4 protein-coding genes are annotated in these 15,942 nt (G+C 70.0%); all 4 read left to right on the top strand.

Going from position 1 to position 15,942, the window contains the following annotated elements:
• The first annotated feature begins 204 nt into the window (after nucleotides 1–204).
• Nucleotides 205–858 carry a response regulator transcription factor gene (locus ACIPSJ_RS48060; RefSeq protein WP_359227312.1) on the top strand — a complete coding sequence of 218 codons (654 nt, stop codon included), beginning with the start codon at nucleotides 205–207 and terminating at the stop codon, nucleotides 856–858.
• 174 nt (nucleotides 859–1,032) lie between these two features.
• The gene (locus tag ACIPSJ_RS48055) at nucleotides 1,033–1,686 is read left to right on the top strand and encodes a response regulator transcription factor (RefSeq protein WP_401356061.1); all 654 of its coding nucleotides are present in this window, start codon (nucleotides 1,033–1,035) and stop codon (nucleotides 1,684–1,686) included.
• 1 nt (nucleotide 1,687) lies between these two features.
• On the top strand, nucleotides 1,688–3,016 hold the full coding sequence (locus ACIPSJ_RS48050) for a sensor histidine kinase (RefSeq protein ID WP_401356059.1): 1,329 nt from the start codon (nucleotides 1,688–1,690) through the stop codon (nucleotides 3,014–3,016).
• Between the two features lie 221 nt (nucleotides 3,017–3,237).
• On the top strand, nucleotides 3,238–15,942 hold a 12,705-nt coding region (locus tag ACIPSJ_RS48045; protein WP_401356056.1), incomplete at its 3' end, for an amino acid adenylation domain-containing protein.

Here is a 15,942-nt window from a genome sequence, read left to right as displayed (position 1 = left end):
GGAGGGGTGCGAAGAAGGGGCAGGTGGAGAGGGCCGTGAGGGCTTTGGTATATACCAAACAACCGGCCGGAGTCTCCGTCAAGAGGACTAGACCAAGTGTTTACGTGCGGCGGAATGGCCAACTCCTGGCGGCCGGAAGGCTGTTACCGGCCACCCGTGGGCGCTGTTACCGCCGTGTGATCCGCCGGCTGCCAAGGTGGGGACATGCGCGTACTGATCGTGGAGGACCACAGGGATCTCGCGGAGAGCCTTGCGCGGGGGCTGCGCCGGCACGCCATGGACGTCGAACTCGCGCACGACGGCGAGCAGGGGCTCACCCGGGCCGCCAGCGGCGCGTACGACGTCGTCGTCCTGGACCGCGACCTGCCGCTCGTGCACGGCGACGACATCTGCCGTGCCCTCGTCCAGCAGGGCTGCCCGTCCCGGGTCCTGATGCTCACCGCCTCCGGCACCCTCGCCGACCGGGTCGAGGGCCTCGGCCTCGGCGCCGACGACTACCTCGCGAAGCCCTTCTCCTTCGCCGAGTTGATCGCCCGCGTCCAGGCCCTCGACAGACGCGACCAGCCCGCCGTACCCCCGGTCCTCACCCGCGGCGACATCGAACTCGACCCCGCCCGCCGCACCGCGCTCCGCGGCGGACGCAGCCTGGACCTGTCACCCAAGGAGATGGCCGTCCTGGAGGTCCTGCTCGCCGCCGGTGGCGCCGTCGTCTCCGCCGAGGAACTCCTCGAACGCGCCTGGGACCGGGACGCCGACCCGTTCAGCAACACCGTCAAGGTCACCGTCAGCAGGCTGCGCCGCAAGCTCGGGGACCCGCCCGTCATCGAGACACTGCCGCACGTCGGCTACCGGATCTGAAGGCCGCCGCAGGGCGCTGGCCGCACGGTGCGGGCCGTACGGCGCCGGCCGCAGGGTGTCGCGCGTGTTGTTGCGGGGCGGGAGACGGTACGCCAGCCTGTGAACGGAGTAACCCGGATGTGACCCGGCGTGGGGGACCCTGCCGTCGGTGACCCGTGTTTCGTAGGGGGAGCAATGAGAGTACTGGTGGTGGAGGACCACACGGAGCTCGCGGATTCGATCACCAGAGTGCTGCGCCGCGAGGGCCTCGCCGTCGACACCGCCTACGGCGGCCGGACCGCGCTCGACCTCATCCTGGAGGTCGACTACGACGTGGTCATCCTCGACCGCGACCTCCCCGACGTGCACGGCGACGACGTCTGCGCCGAACTCGCCACCGAGGGCGTCCGCACCAAGGTACTCATGCTCACCGCCTCCGCCTCCATCGCCGACCGCGTCGAGGGCCTCGGCCTCGGCGCCGACGACTACCTCGCCAAACCGTTCGCCTGGGCCGAACTCCTCGCCCGCACCCGTGCCCTCGGCCGCCGCGCTCACCCCGTGCGGGAACCCGTCCTCGCCCGCGGCTCCCTCCTGCTCGACCCCGCCCGCCGAACCGCCAGTCACGCCGGCACCCAACTTCCCCTCACCGCGAAGGAGTTCGGCGTGCTCGCCTACCTGCTCGGTGCCGAGGGCCGGACCGTCCCGGCCGACGAGCTGCTCGCCAAGGTGTGGGACGAAGTCACCGACCCCGGCACCACCACCGTCAAGGCCACGGTCAACCGGCTCCGGACCAAACTCGTCGACCGTTCCGTGATCCAGACCGTGCCCGGAGAGGGCTACCGGATCTGACATGGCGACAACCCTGCTGGCCCGTCTCCGAGTTCGCGCCCGTGCCTGGCTGAGCGGCCCCGGCGCCGCCCGGGTGCGAGCCCTGGTCCGCCACCTCACGCCCCGCCGGGTCCGGGTCCGCTTCGCCATGCTCTTCGGGCTGCTGTTCATCGCCTCCGGCGCGGTCCTGCTCGGCATCACCTATCTGCTCGTCAACCGTCCCACCCAGAACGTCGTCACCGCCGTACACGACGAAGGGGTGCCGGGAGACGGTTCGTCACCGGGGACCGTCATCCAGCCCGGCCCGGGTTCCGGGTCCCCGCAGGACCTCACCGCGTGGCTCAACGACCAACTGCGCAGGCAGACCGAGCATCTGCACGATGCCCAGATGCACGACCTCCTCGTGCAGTCCGGCACCGCCCTCGCCATCATGGCGGCGATCTCCATCGTGCTCAGCTGGCTCCTGGCCCGGCGCGTGCTCCGGCCCATGCGCACCCTCAATGCCGGCATCGCCCGGATCTCCGCCAGCAACGTGCACGAGCGCCTCGCCGTCGCGGGCCCCCGCGACGAGATCAGCGAACTCGCCGACAGCATCGACGGGCTCCTCGCCAGGCTCGAAGCAGCCCTGGAGTCCCACAAGCGCTTCGTCGCCAACGCAGCCCACGAGCTGCGCACCCCGCTCACGGTGGAACGCGCCCTCCTGGAGGAGTCCCTCCTCGACCGCGACGCCACCGCCGAGTCGTTCCGCGAGAACTTCGAGCGCCTGCTGCGGATCAGCACCCACCAGGGAGCCTTGCTGGAATCCCTCCTCACCCTGGCCGTCAGCGAACGGGGCGTGGAACGGACCGAGCCCGTCGACCTGGCCGAGATCAACGAGTCCGTGCTGCTCACCCAACTCCCGGAGACCCTGCGGAACGGCGTACGGATCGAGGACCACACCGAGCCGACGCCGGTCGCCGGCGACACCGCGCTCCTGGAGCGGCTGGTCGCGAACCTCGTCCACAACGCGGCCTACTACAACGTTCCCGACGGGACCGTGGACATCACCGTGCGGCGCCACGACCGGCGCGCCGTCCTCACGGTCTCCAACACCGGCCCCGAGGTTCCCAAGGACCGGGTCGACCAGCTCTTCGAACCGTTCCAGCGCATGTACCGCACCGCCGGCGACGGCCACCACGGCCTCGGCCTGTCGATCGTCCGCGCCATCGCCGCCGCCCACGACGCCACCCTCACCGCCCGCGCCAGGCCGGGCGGCGGGCTCGTCGTCGAGGTCTCCTTTCCCCTCCTTGTCAAGGCCGGGGAGCGATACGAGGGTTGGTCACAGCCGCGCACGGCCACCGCGTCCAAGTGACCAGAACGGCGGGTTGGACGACACCGCCCGATAGGTATTGTTCTGATTGACCGGCCCCGGTCGTGAACGGGCTTTGACGACGTTTCACCGGGCTTTTTCGGTCCACGGGTGGGGATTCCCGGGAGCTTCCCGAGCGGAAGCTCCTTGCCTTGCGTTTCCTGCGAAATGGTGCATTGGGCAGCTGCATGCCCATGGAGAGGGAATAGGGGTTAGTCCTAGATATGAGCGAGCGAATCGGTGGCAGCTTTTCCTTGTCCGACAGCCAGGAGGGAATCTGGCACGCGCAGCGCCTGGGAGGCCCCCGCGCGCTCTACAGCGTCGGGCAGGCCGTCGAGATCACAGGCGCGCTGGACGTGCCCGCCTTCGAGGCCGCGCTGCGCCGGACGGTCGAGGAGACGGAGATCCTGGGCGTGCGATTCGCCGAGGACGCGGTCGGCAGCGCACGCGCCGTACCGCACCCCGCTCGACGATGGTCGCTGCGCATCGAGGAGCCGGACGGGGGCGGCCGCGACCCGCGGGCGTGGATGGAAACCCGGATGCGCGAGGAACTCGCCGGCGTGGAAGATCCGCTCGGAGAGCAGCTGTTCTCGTTCGTGCTCTTCCGTCTCGACTCCCATCGGTACTGCTGGTTCCAGGGCTATAACCACCTGCTGCTCGACGGATATGCATGCACACTGATGGCGCGCCGGGTCGCCGAGGTCTATTCTGCCCTCGTCGTGGGCGCGGTATATCCGGAGGCCGAGTTCGTTTCTCTGGCTGAGGCACTTGACGAGGACGCGAGGTACCGGAACTCGCCCGAATTCACCGACGACCGACGGTATCTGCGCGACCGATTCTCCGACCGGCCGGAATTGGCCGGGGTTCCGCGTCTTTCCGGTGTCTCCGGATTCCTCCAGGAATCCGGGGCCGAGGCCGGAGCGGTGCTGCGCGAGACAGGCAGCTTCGCACCCGCCGCGACGGACGCGCTGCGCTCCGCGGCGGACAGCGTCGGCCTGCGCACGTCCCGGCTGCTCGCCGCCGCCTCCGGCGCCTTCGTGAGCGGCATGACGGGTTCGGCCGAAGCACTGCTCAGCCTGCCCATGACCGGGCGCGTGGGTGAGACGGACCTGCGGGCCCGCCTCACCCGGGCGAACATGCTGCCCCTACGGTTCCCGGTCCCGGCCGGGGCGAGCCTCCTCGACCTCGCCCGGGCGGCCGACGGGGCCCTCGGTGAACTGCTCCACCACCAGCGGTACCGGGGCGAGCACCTACGCCGGGACCTGGGCTGGCCGGAGGGCGACCGCCGGCACTTCGGGCCCTACCTGAACATCCTGCCGCGGACGGGGGAGTTGGCCTTCGGCGACTGCCGAGGCGTCGCACGGGACGTGTCGACCCGACTGGTCGAGGACTTCGGGGTGCTGATCGACCGGACGGGCTCCGGGACCGAGATCACCGTCGAGGCGAACGCGGCGCTCTACGACCGGGCATGGGTGCGGGGGGCTCTGCGCTCGCTGGTCGGATTCGTCACGCGGGCGGTCGAGAACCCGACGGCGCCGGTGCGGCGGATCGGAGTGGCGGGCGACGACGAACGTGCCCTGATGATGAGCGGGTGGAGCGGTACGGCGCGGGATGTGGACGCGTCGATGGTGGTGGAGCGGTTCCGTGGGTGGGCGGTGCGGACGCCGGATGCGACTGCGTTGTGGTTCCGGCAACAGGCTTTGTCCTACGGGGAGGTGGATGCGCGGTCGGATGCGTTGGCCCGCGGTTTGGTGGCGCGTGGTGTGGGTCGTGAGTCGCGGGTGGGTTTGTGTCTGCCGCGTGGGGCCGAGATGGTCGTGGCCATGCTGGCGGTGTGGAAGGCGGGTGGGGCGTACGTTCCGTTGGATCCGGAGTACCCGTCCGACCGGCTGGCGTTCATGGTCGCCGACAGTGGTGCCGAACTGGTGCTGGTCGCGGAGGAGACCGTGGACCGGTTGTCGGCGGACGTGGAGACGGCCCTGGTGGGCGAGTTGGGGACCGACTCGGGTGAGCTGCCGGACGTCAGCTCCGATCAACTGGCGTACGTCATCTACACGTCAGGGTCCACCGGTCGTCCGAAGGGTGTCGCGGTCGCGCATGCCTCCGTGGCGCACCTGGCGTCGGTCATGCGTCCCGTCCTGGGCGTGGAACCCGCTGTGACAGCGCTGCAGTTCGCGTCGTTCAGTTTCGACGCGGCGGTGCTGGATGTGGCGGTGACGCTGGCTGCCGGGGGCGCGTTGGCGATCGCTACGGCGGAGGAGCGGCAGGATCCGTCCGCTCTTTCCGTGATGGTCGAGGCGGCCGGTGTGGTCACGGCGAGTGTGGTGCCGTCGTTGTTGGGGGTGCTGGAGCCGGGTTCGGTTCCTGGGGTGGGGAACTGGGTGCTGGGTGCGGAGCGGTTGGAGGCCGGTCTGGCGGCGAGGTGGCGTGCGGGCGCCCGTCTGTGGAACACCTACGGCCCGACGGAGGCCACCGTCATCACCACCGCCGTCCTGTTGGAGGAAGGCATCACCGGTGAGGACGTCCCGCCGGCGATCGGCCGTCCGCTGCCCAACGTCCGTACCTACGTGCTGGATGCGTTCTTGCGGCCTGTTCCGGTGGGTGTGGCGGGGGAGTTGTATATCGCGGGTGTGGGTCTGGCCCGTGGTTATGTCGGTCGTGCGGATCTGACGGCGGAGCGGTTTGTGGCGTGCCCGTTCGGTGATGGCGGGCGGATGTATCGCAGTGGGGATCTGGCCCGGTGGACTTCGGACGGGCAGTTGGAGTTCGTGGGGCGTGCGGATGCGCAGGTGAAGATCCGCGGGTTCCGGGTGGAACTCGGTGAGGTTGAGGCCGTCCTTGCCGCGCACCCGCGGGTCGAGCGGGCCGTGGTGGTGGTTCGTGACGGTCGGCTGGTCGGATACATCGTTGGGGGCGCGGACGGCGAGGAAGTACGGGAGTTCGCGGCCGCCCGGCTGCCGGAGTACATGGTTCCGTCGGTGGTCGTCGTCCTGGACGTGTTCCCGTTGACCGTCAACGGGAAGATCGACCGAGCCGCGCTTCCGGTCCCGGAGACTGCGCTGAGCGCCGGTCGGGCTGCGGCGACGCCCGCCGAGGAGGCGTTCTGCGCCCTGTTCGCCGAGGTGTTGGGGCTGGAGGAAGTCGGGGTCGGAGACAGCTTCTTCGCGCTGGGCGGCGACTCCATCACAGCGATGCTGCTGGTGTCGCGGTCCCGCCGCGAGGGTCTGGTCGTTGGCGCCCGCCAGGTGCACGAGCTGCGGACACCGGCGCAGTTGGCCGCCGTGGCGACGTCGCTCGACGACGTGGCGGACGGCGCGCGCCCGGCGGAGTCCGCCGTCGGCGAGGTACCGCTGACGCCGGTGATGCACGAGGTGCTGGACCGGGTCGGTGCCGAGCACGTTCGCGCCGTCGTCCAGTCGATGGCGGTCGAGGCGCCGGCTGGACTGGACGAGACGGCGCTGCGCGACGCGATGGCAGCCCTGATGAAGCGACATGAAATGTTGCGGGCTCGGTTGTTGGCGGAGTCCGGGGTGTTGGTGGTGCCCGGAGCGGATGCGGTGGATGTGTCCGGGCTGGTGGCTCGGGTGGATGTGGTCGGGGTTGATCCGGCGGTTGTGGTGGGGGAGCAGGTCGAGGCGGCGGTGGGGCGGTTGGATCCTGCGGCCGGGGTGATGGTGCAGGTGGTGTGGCTGGATGCCGGGCCGGATGTGGCGGGCCGGCTGGTCGTGGTGGCCAACCACCTGGTCGTCGACGCAGTGTCCTGGCAGGTGCTCCTGCCGGATCTGTGGTCCGCGTATGCGGCCCTCACCGAGGGACGGTCCGTGGAGTTGGATCCGGTTCCGGTGTCGTTCCGGGCGTGGGCGCGGGAGCTGGCGGCGGAGGCGAGTCGGCCCGAACGGGCGGCCGAGCTGTCGACGTGGCGTGCGGTGGTGGAGGGTCCGCAGGAGTTGTTGACGGATGTTGCGTTGGATCCGCTGGTGGATGTGGGTGCGACGGTTCGCGAGGTGGCGGTGACCGTCCCGGCGGAGGTGACGTCTGCCCTGTTGGCGGGAGTGCCGGCGGCGTTCCATGCCGGGGTGGACGAGGTGCTGTTGGCCGGGCTGGCCGCGGCGGTCGGCGAGTGGGCCGGGTCTGACGGGTTCCTGGTGGATGTCGAGGGGCACGGCCGGTTGCCGTTGTCCGAGGGGATGGATCTGTCGCGGACGGTGGGGTGGTTCACCGCCTCGCATCCGGTGGGATTGGCTGCCGACGTGGGTGCCGATGGTGGTGTGTCGGTGCTCGGGGTGAAGGAGCAGGTGCGGGCGGTACCCGGGGACGGCCTCGGCTACGGCCTCCTGCGGTACGTCAATCCGGACACGGCTGGGGAGCTGGCGGGGCTGCCGTCGGCACAGGTCGGCTTCAACTATCTCGGTCGTGTGGGGACTGGCGACGGCTTTGGGGCGGGGAGTGCGCCGCAGGCTCCGGTGATGCATGCCCTGGAGTTGCTGGGGTTGGTGCGCGAGTCGGCGGAAGGTCCGGTGCTGGAGCTGCGGTTGGCGTTCCCACTGCGGTTGTTGGGAGTGGGTCGGGCGCGGGGGCTGGTGGAGGCGTGGGTTGATGCGCTGACGGGTCTGGTCGCGGATGTGCGGGCGGGGGCGGGTGGTCACTCGCCGTCCGATTTCCCGCTGGTGGCGTTGGACCAGGCCGGGGTGGAGGAGATCGAGGCGGTGGTTCCGGGGCTGGCGGAGGTACTGCCGATCGCTCCGCTTCAGGAGGGTCTGCTGTTCCACTCGCTCTTCGATGAAGACGGTGTGGACGTTTATGTCGAGCAGTTGGTTGTGGCGCTCGATGGTGAGGTGGACGGGGGTCTGCTGCGGGCGTCGTGGCAGGCGTTGGTGGATCGGCATGCGGCGTTGCGGGCTGGTTTCGTGCAGGTTGGGGGCGTTGCGGGTCCGGTGCAGGTGGTGGTTGAGGGGGCCGAACTGCCGTGGCGTGAGGTGGACGTGACGGGTCTGGGTGACGATGCGGCTGATCGGGTGGGTGTCGAGGAGCGGTCGGCGCGGTTCGATCTGGCGGCGCCGCCGTTGCTGCGGGTGGCGCTGGTGCGGGTCGGTGAGCGTCGGTTCCAGATGGTGGTGACGCTGCATCACCTGTTGTTGGATGGTTGGTCGCTCCCGTTGGTGATGCGGGAGTTGTGGGCGATCTACGCGGCCGGCGGCCGGGCGGTCGGACTGGGTGTGCCGGTGTCGGCCCGGCCGTACTGGACGTGGTTGGCCGGTCGGAACATGTCGGTGGCGCTGGAGGCGTGGCGGGCCGAGTTGGCGCCGGTCGAGGAGCCGACGCTCGTCGCGCCCACCCAGCCGAGTGCGACGGCGTCCGTCGTCCTGGACCGAGTGACCGACCACGCAAGTGTCGAACTCGTCAACGGCCTGGAGCGGGTTGCGCGTGGTGCCGGCGTGACGCTCAACACCGTGGTGCAGCTGGCCTGGGGGTTGGTGCTGGGGCAGTTGACGGGTCGTCGTGAGGTGGTGTTCGGGGCGACGGTGGCCGGGCGCCCGGCGGAGCTTCCGGGGATGGAGGCGATGCTCGGTCTGTTCATCAACACGCTGCCGGTACGCGTCGATCTGGATGCGGCCCGGTCGGTGGGTGAGGTGCTGGGGTCGCTTCAGGCGCGGCAGTCGGCGTTGCTGGATCACCAGCATGTCGGGCTGAGCGAAGTACAGCGGACCGCCGGCCCCGGCGCGACCTTCGACACCCTCCTGGCCTTCGAGAACTACCCAGGCGACCTGGACGCCCAGCCCCTCGGCGACGGTCTCACCGTCACAGCCACCGAGCTCCGCGAGTCGACCAACTTCGCGCTGGCGCTGGGGATTACGCCAGACGACGGCCTCGCGATCCGTCTCGACTACCGGGCCGACGTGTTCAGGCGCCGGAGCGCCCTGCGGATGGCCCGCCGCCTGGTCCGGGTGTTGGAGCAGATCGCGGACGATCGGCAACTGCGTCTCAGTGACATTGAGTTGTTGGACGAGTCCGAGCGGACCGCGGTGGTGGAGGAGTGGAACGCCACCGCCCGTCCGACGGAGCCCGGCACGGTGCTGGAGCGGTTCCGTGGGTGGGCGGTGCGGACGCCGGATGCGACTGCGTTGTGGTTCCGGCAACAGGCTTTGTCCTACGGGGAGGTGGATGCGCGGTCGGATGCGTTGGCCCGCGGTTTGGTGGCGCGTGGTGTGGGTCGTGAGTCGCGGGTGGGTTTGTGTCTGCCGCGTGGGGCCGAGATGGTCGTGGCCATGCTGGCGGTGTGGAAGGCGGGTGGGGCGTACGTTCCGTTGGATCCGGAGTATCCGTCCGACCGGCTGGCGTTCATGGTGGCCGACAGTGGCGCCGAATGGGTGGTGGTGACACCCGAGACGGCGGATCGGCTGTCGGAGGGCGTCGACACGGTGCGGCTCGACGAGTTGGAGATCGAGTTCGGCGAGGGGCCGGCGAGCGCCGTGGATCCGGGCCAACTGGCCTATGTCATCTATACGTCGGGGTCGTCGGGGCGTCCGAAGGGTGTGGCGGTGGCGCATGCCTCCGTGGCGAATCTGGCGTCGGTCATGCGTCCGGTGCTCGGTGTGGATGCCGGGGTGACGGCGTTGCAGTTCGCGTCGTTCAGTTTTGATGCGGCGGTGCTGGATGTGGCGGTGACGCTGGCTGCTGGGGGCGCGTTGGCGATCGCTACGGCGGAGGAGCGGCAGGATGCCGGTGCTCTGGCGGCCATGGTCGAGGCTGCCGGGGTTGAGGTGGCGAGTGTGGTGCCGTCGTTGTTGGGGGTGCTGGAGCCGGGTTCGGTTCCAGGAGTGGGGAACTGGGTCTTGGGTGCGGAGCGGCTTGAGGCCGGTCTGGCGGCGAGGTGGCGTGCGGGTGCCCGGGTGTGGAACACGTACGGGCCCACCGAGGCAACCGTCATCACCACCGCCGTCCTGTTGGAGGAGGGCATCACCGGCGAGGATGCCCCGCCGGCCATCGGCCGTCCGCTGCCCAACGTCCGCACCTACGTCCTGGACGCGTTCCTACGGCCCGTCCCCGACGGCGTAACGGGTGACCTCTACGTTGCCGGATCCGGCCTGGCTCGCGGTTACATCAACCGGCCCGACCTGACGGCCGAGCGGTTCGTGGCCTGCCCCTTCGATGACGGCGGGCGGATGTATCGGACGGGGGACCTGGCTCGCTGGACCGCCGACGGACAGTTGGAGTTCGTGGGGCGTGCGGACGCGCAGGTGAAGATCCGCGGGTTCCGCGTGGAGCTCGGTGAGGTCGAGACCGTCCTCGCGGGTCATCCGCTGGTCGAGCGGGCCGCCGTGGTGGCCCGTGACGGTCGGCTGGTCGGATATGTCCTCGGTGACGTGGAAGCCGAGGCGCTGCGGGAGCTGGCCGCTACTCGTCTGCCGGAGTACATGGTCCCGTCGGTGGTCGTCGTCCTCGACGCGTTCCCGTTGACCGTCAACGGGAAGATCGACCGGTACGCCTTGCCTGCCCCCGACCTCGCGTCCGCCGATACGCGTGCCCCGTCGACCGACGCAGAGAAGGTGTTCTGCGCCCTGTTCGCCGAGGTGTTGGGGCTGGAGGCGGCCGGGCTCGGGGACAGCTTCTTCGCGCTGGGCGGCGACTCGATCATGTCGATGCAACTCGCGTCCCGGGCCCGTTCCGCGGGCTGGACCGTGTCGCCGCGCCAGATCTTCGAGGAGAAGACGCCCGAGCGGCTGGCACAGGTGGCCGTGGCCTCGTCCGGCACGGAGAGCGCACGGCGCTCGGACACCGGCGTCGGTGAGGTGCCGCTGACCCCGGTGATGCGCGAGCTGCTGGACCGGGTCGGACCGGAGCGGGTAGGCCGGATCGTCCAGCCGGGTGTGCTGACGGTGCCCCCGGGGCTGGATCGCGAGGCGCTCGTCGATGCCGTGCAGGCCGTGGTGAACCGTCATGAGGTTCTGCGAGCGCGGTTGTTGGCGGAGTCCGGGGTGTTGGTGGTGCCGGAGAGCCCCGCGGTGTCGGTTGACGAGCTGGTGGCTCGGGTGGATGTGGTCGGGGTTGATCCGGCTGTTGTGGTGGGGGAGCAGGTCGAGGCGGCTGTGGGGCGGTTGGATCCTGCGGCCGGGGTGATGGTGCAGGTGGTGTGGCTGGACGCGGGTCCGGATGTGGCGGGCCGACTGGTCGTCGTAGCCAACCACCTGGTCGTCGACACGGTCTCGTGGCAGATCCTGCTGCCTGATCTCGAGCGGGCCCTCACGATGCTCGTCGAGGGGCGGTCAGTGGAGTTGGATCCGGTTCCGGTGTCGTTCCGGGCGTGGGCGCGGGAGTTGGCGGTTGAGGCGGTTCGGCCCGAGCGGGTGGCCGAGTTGGCCGCATGGCGGGCGGTGGTGGAGGGTCCGCAGGAGTTGTTGACGGATGTTGCGTTGGATCCGCTGGTGGATGTGGGTGCGACGGTTCGCGAGGTGGCGGTGACCGTCCCGGCGGAGGTGACGTCTGCCCTGTTGGCGGGGGTGCCGGCGGCGTTCCATGCCGGTGTGGACGAGGTGCTGTTGGCCGGGCTGGCCGCGGCGGTCGGCGAGTGGGCCGGGTCTGACGGGTTCCTGGTGGATGTCGAGGGGCATGGGCGTGAGCCGTTGCCGGGTATCCCGGATCTGTCGCGGACGGTGGGCTGGTTCACGTCCTCGCATCCCGTACGGCTGAGCGCGGGCGCCGATGGTGGTGTGTCGGTGCTCGGGGTGAAGGAGCAGGTGCGGGCGGTACCCGGGGACGGCCTCGGCTACGGGCTGCTTCGCTGGCTGAACCCGGAGACCGTGGACGAGTTGGCGGTTCTGCCGCCGGCGCAGGTCGGCTTCAACTACCTCGGTCGCGTGGGTTCTGCTGAGGGCTTCGGGGCCGGTGGCGCGCCCGACGCTCCGGTGATGCACGCGGTGGAGTTGCTGGGGTTGGTGCGGGAGTCGGCGGAAGGTCCGGTGCTGGAGCTGCGGTTGGCGTACCCGGAGCGGTTGTTGGGTGTCGGTCGGGCGCGGGGATTGGTGGAGGCGTGGGTTGATGCGCTGACGGGTCTGGTCGCGGATGTGCGGGCGGGGGCGGGTGGTCACTCGCCGTCCGATTTCCCGCTGGTGGCGTTGGACCAGGCCGGGGTGGAGGAGATCGAGGCGGTGGTTCCGGGGCTGGCGGAGGTACTGCCGATCGCTCCGCTTCAGGAGGGTCTGCTGTTCCACTCGCTCTTCGATGAAGACGGTGTGGACGTTTATGTCGAGCAGTTGGTTGTGGCGCTCGATGGTGAGGTGGACGGGGGCGTGCTGCGGGCGTCGTGGCAGGCGTTGGTGGATCGGCATGCGGCGTTGCGGGCTGGTTTCGTGCAGGTTGGGGGCGTTGCGGGTCCGGTGCAGGTGGTGGTTGAGGGGGCCGAACTGCCGTGGCGTGAGGTGGACGTGACGGGTCTGGGTGACGATGCGGCTGATCGGGTGGGTGTCGAGGAGCGGTCGGCGCGGTTCGATCTGGCGGCGCCGCCGTTGCTGCGGGTGGCGCTGGTGCGGGTCGGCGACCGTCGTTGCCAGATGGTGATGACGCTCCATCACCTCCTCCTCGACGGTTGGTCGCTCCCGTTGGTGATGCGGGAGTTGTGGGCGATCTACGCGGCCGGCGGCCGGGCGGTCGGACTGGGTGTGCCGGTGTCGGCCCGGCCGTACTGGACGTGGTTGGCCGGTCGCAATACGTCGGCGGCGCTGGAGGCGTGGCGGGCCGAGTTGGTGCCGGTCGAGGAGCCGACGCTCGTCGCGCCCACTGTCGCGGGGACGGACGCCGTGTTGGCTCGGTCGCTGACGTTCGAGGCGCGGGAGGGGCTGGTCGAGGGTCTGGAGCGGGTTGCGCGTGGTGCCGGCGTGACGCTCAACACTGTGGTGCAGCTGGCCTGGGGGTTGGTGCTGGGGCAGTTGACGGGTCGTCGTGAGGTGGTGTTCGGGGCGACGGTGGCCGGGCGCCCGGCGGAGCTTCCGGGGATGGAGGCGATGCTCGGTCTGTTCATCAACACGCTGCCGGTACGCGTCGATCTGGATGCGGCCCGGTCGGTGGGTGAGGTGCTGGGGTCGCTTCAGGCGCGGCAGTCGGCGTTGCTGGATCACCAGCATGTCGGGCTGAGCGAAGTACAGCGGACCGCCGGCCCCGGCGCGACCTTCGACACGCTCCTGGCCTTCGAGAACTACCCGGGCGATCCGGCGGCACAGCCGTCAGTGGCGGGCCTGACGATTTCAGGCGTCGCGTCGCGCGAGTCGACGAGCTTCGCGCTGGCACTGGGCGTCCGGCCCGAGGAGGGGCTGACGCTACGGCTTGACTATCGCCCGGACGCCTTCGACGGCGGCGCCGCCCGGACCCTGATCGACCGCGTGGTGCGCGCGTTGGAGCGGCTCGCGGCGGATCCGGAGGTCCGGCTCGCCGAGCTTGAGCTGTTGGACGAGTCCGAGCGGGCCGCGGTGGTGGAGGAGTGGAACGCCACCGCCCAACCCATGGAGCCCGGCACGGTCCTCCTCCGGTTCCGACGGTGGGCCGTGGAAACTCCGGACGCGACGGCCGTCCGGTCCGGCGAGCAGTCGCTGTCGTACGCCGAGTTGAACGTACGCTCGGACGCTGTCGCTCGCGGTTTGGTGGCGCGGGGTGTGGGGCGTGAGTCGCGGGTGGGGCTGTGCCTGCCGCGCGGAACCGAGATGGTGACCGCGATCCTGGCGGTGTGGAAGGCGGGTGGGGCGTACGTTCCGCTGGATCCGGAGTACCCGTCCGACCGGCTGGCGTTCATGGTGGCCGACAGTGGAGCGGAGTTGGTGCTGGTCGCGGAGGAGACCTCGGACCGGCTGTCGGCCGAGGTGGAGACCGTTCTGCCCGCGGAGCTGGAGATCGAGTTCGGCGAGGGGCCGGAGAGCGCCGTGGATCCGGGCCAACTGGCGTACGTCATCTACACGTCAGGGTCCACCGGTCGTCCGAAGGGTGTGGCGGTGGCGCATGCCTCCGTGGCGCACCTGGCGTCGGTCATGCGTCCCGTCCTGGGCGTGGAACCCGCTGTGACAGCGCTGCAGTTCGCGTCGTTCAGTTTTGATGCGGCGGTGCTGGATGTGGCGGTGACGCTGGCTGCCGGGGGCGCGTTGGCGATCGCTACGGCGGAGGAGCGGCAGGATGCCGGTGCTCTGGCGGCCATGGTCGAGGCTGCCGGGGTTGAGGTGGCGAGTGTGGTGCCGTCGTTGTTGGGGGTGCTGGAGCCGGGTTCGGTTCCAGGAGTGGGGAACTGGGTCTTGGGTGCGGAGCGGCTTGAGGCCGGTCTGGCGGCGAGGTGGCGTGCGGGTGCCCGGGTGTGGAACACGTACGGGCCCACCGAGGCCACTGTCATCACCACTGCCGTCCTGTTGGAGGAAGGCATCACCGGTGATGACGTCCCGCCGGCGATCGGCCGTCCGCTGCCCAACGTCCGTACCTACGTGCTGGATGCGTTCTTGCGGCCTGTTCCGGTGGGTGTGGCGGGGGAGTTGTATATCGCGGGGGTGGGTCTGGCCCGTGGTTATGTCGGTCGTGCGGATCTGACGGCGGAGCGGTTTGTGGCGTGCCCGTTCGGTGATGGCGGGCGGATGTATCGCAGTGGGGATCTGGCCCGGTGGACTTCGGATGGGCAGTTGGAGTTCGTGGGGCGTGCGGATGCGCAGGTGAAGATCCGCGGGTTCCGGGTGGAGCTCGGTGAGGTCGAGGCCGTCCTTGCCGCGCACCCGCGGGTCGAGCGGGCCGTGGTGGTGGTTCGTGACGGCCGCTTGATCGGCTACACCGTCGGTGATGTGGACGCCGAGGACGTACGGGTCTTCGCCGCCACCCGGCTGCCGGAGTACATGGTTCCGTCGGTGGTCGTCGTCCTGGACGCGTTCCCGTTGACCGTCAACGGGAAGATCGACCGAGCCGCGCTGCCCGCGCCTGACCCCAGCTCAGTTGTCACCCGCGCGCCCGCGACGCCCGCCGAGGAGGCGTTCTGCGTCCTGTTCGCCGAGGTGTTGGGGCTGGAGGAAGTCGGGGTCGGAGACGGGTTCTTCGAGTTGGGCGGCGATTCGATCATGTCGATGCAGCTCGCGTCGCGGGCTCGTCGTTCGGGTTGGGTGGTGACGCCTCGGCAGATCTTTGAGGAGAAGACCCCGGAGCGGCTGGCACTGGTGGCGGCCGAGACCGAGGAAGCGACCACGAAGGTCATGGACACGGGTGTCGGTGAGGTGCCGCTGACCCCGGTGATGCGCGAACTGCTGGACCGGGTCGGCCCAGAGGCTGTACGGCAGATCGTCCAGCCGGCGGTCATGGCGGCGCCGGCGGGACTGGACCTTGAGGTGCTTGTCGCCGCCCTGCACGCGGTGATGAACCATCATGAAATCTTGCGGGCTCGGTTGTTGGCGGAGTCCGGGGTGTTGGTGGTGCCCGGAGCGGATGCGGTGGATGTGTCCGGGCTGGTGGCTCGGGTGGATGTGGTCGGGGTTGATCCGGCTGTTGTGGTGGGGGAGCAGGTCGAGGCGGCGGTGGGGCGGTTGGATCCTGCGGCCGGGGTGATGGTGCAGGTGGTGTGGCTGGACGCGGGTCCGGATGTGGCGGGTCGGCTGGTCGTGGTGGCCAACCACCTGGTCGTGGACACCGTTTCGTGGCAGATCCTGCTGCCTGATCTTGAGCGGGCGTGCAAGGCGTTGGCTGAGGGACGTCCTGCGGAGTTGGATCCGGTTCCGGTGTCGTTCCGGGCGTGGGCGCGGGAGCTGGCGGCGGAGGCGAGTCGGCCCGAACGGGCGGCCGAGCTGTCGACGTGGCGTGCGGTGGTGGCGGGTGAAGGTCCGGATGCGCTGTTGACGGATGTTGCGTTGGATCCGCTGGTGGATGTGGGTGCGACGGTTCGCGAGGTGGCGGTGACCGTCCCGGCGGAGGTGACGTCTGCCCTG

It is taken from the genome of Streptomyces sp. NPDC090088 (assembly GCF_044747345.1).
In the GTDB taxonomy this organism is placed as follows: domain Bacteria; phylum Actinomycetota; class Actinomycetes; order Streptomycetales; family Streptomycetaceae; genus Streptomyces.
Note: the sequence above shows the minus strand (reverse complement) of the source record. Positions and strands in the feature narration are given on the sequence as shown.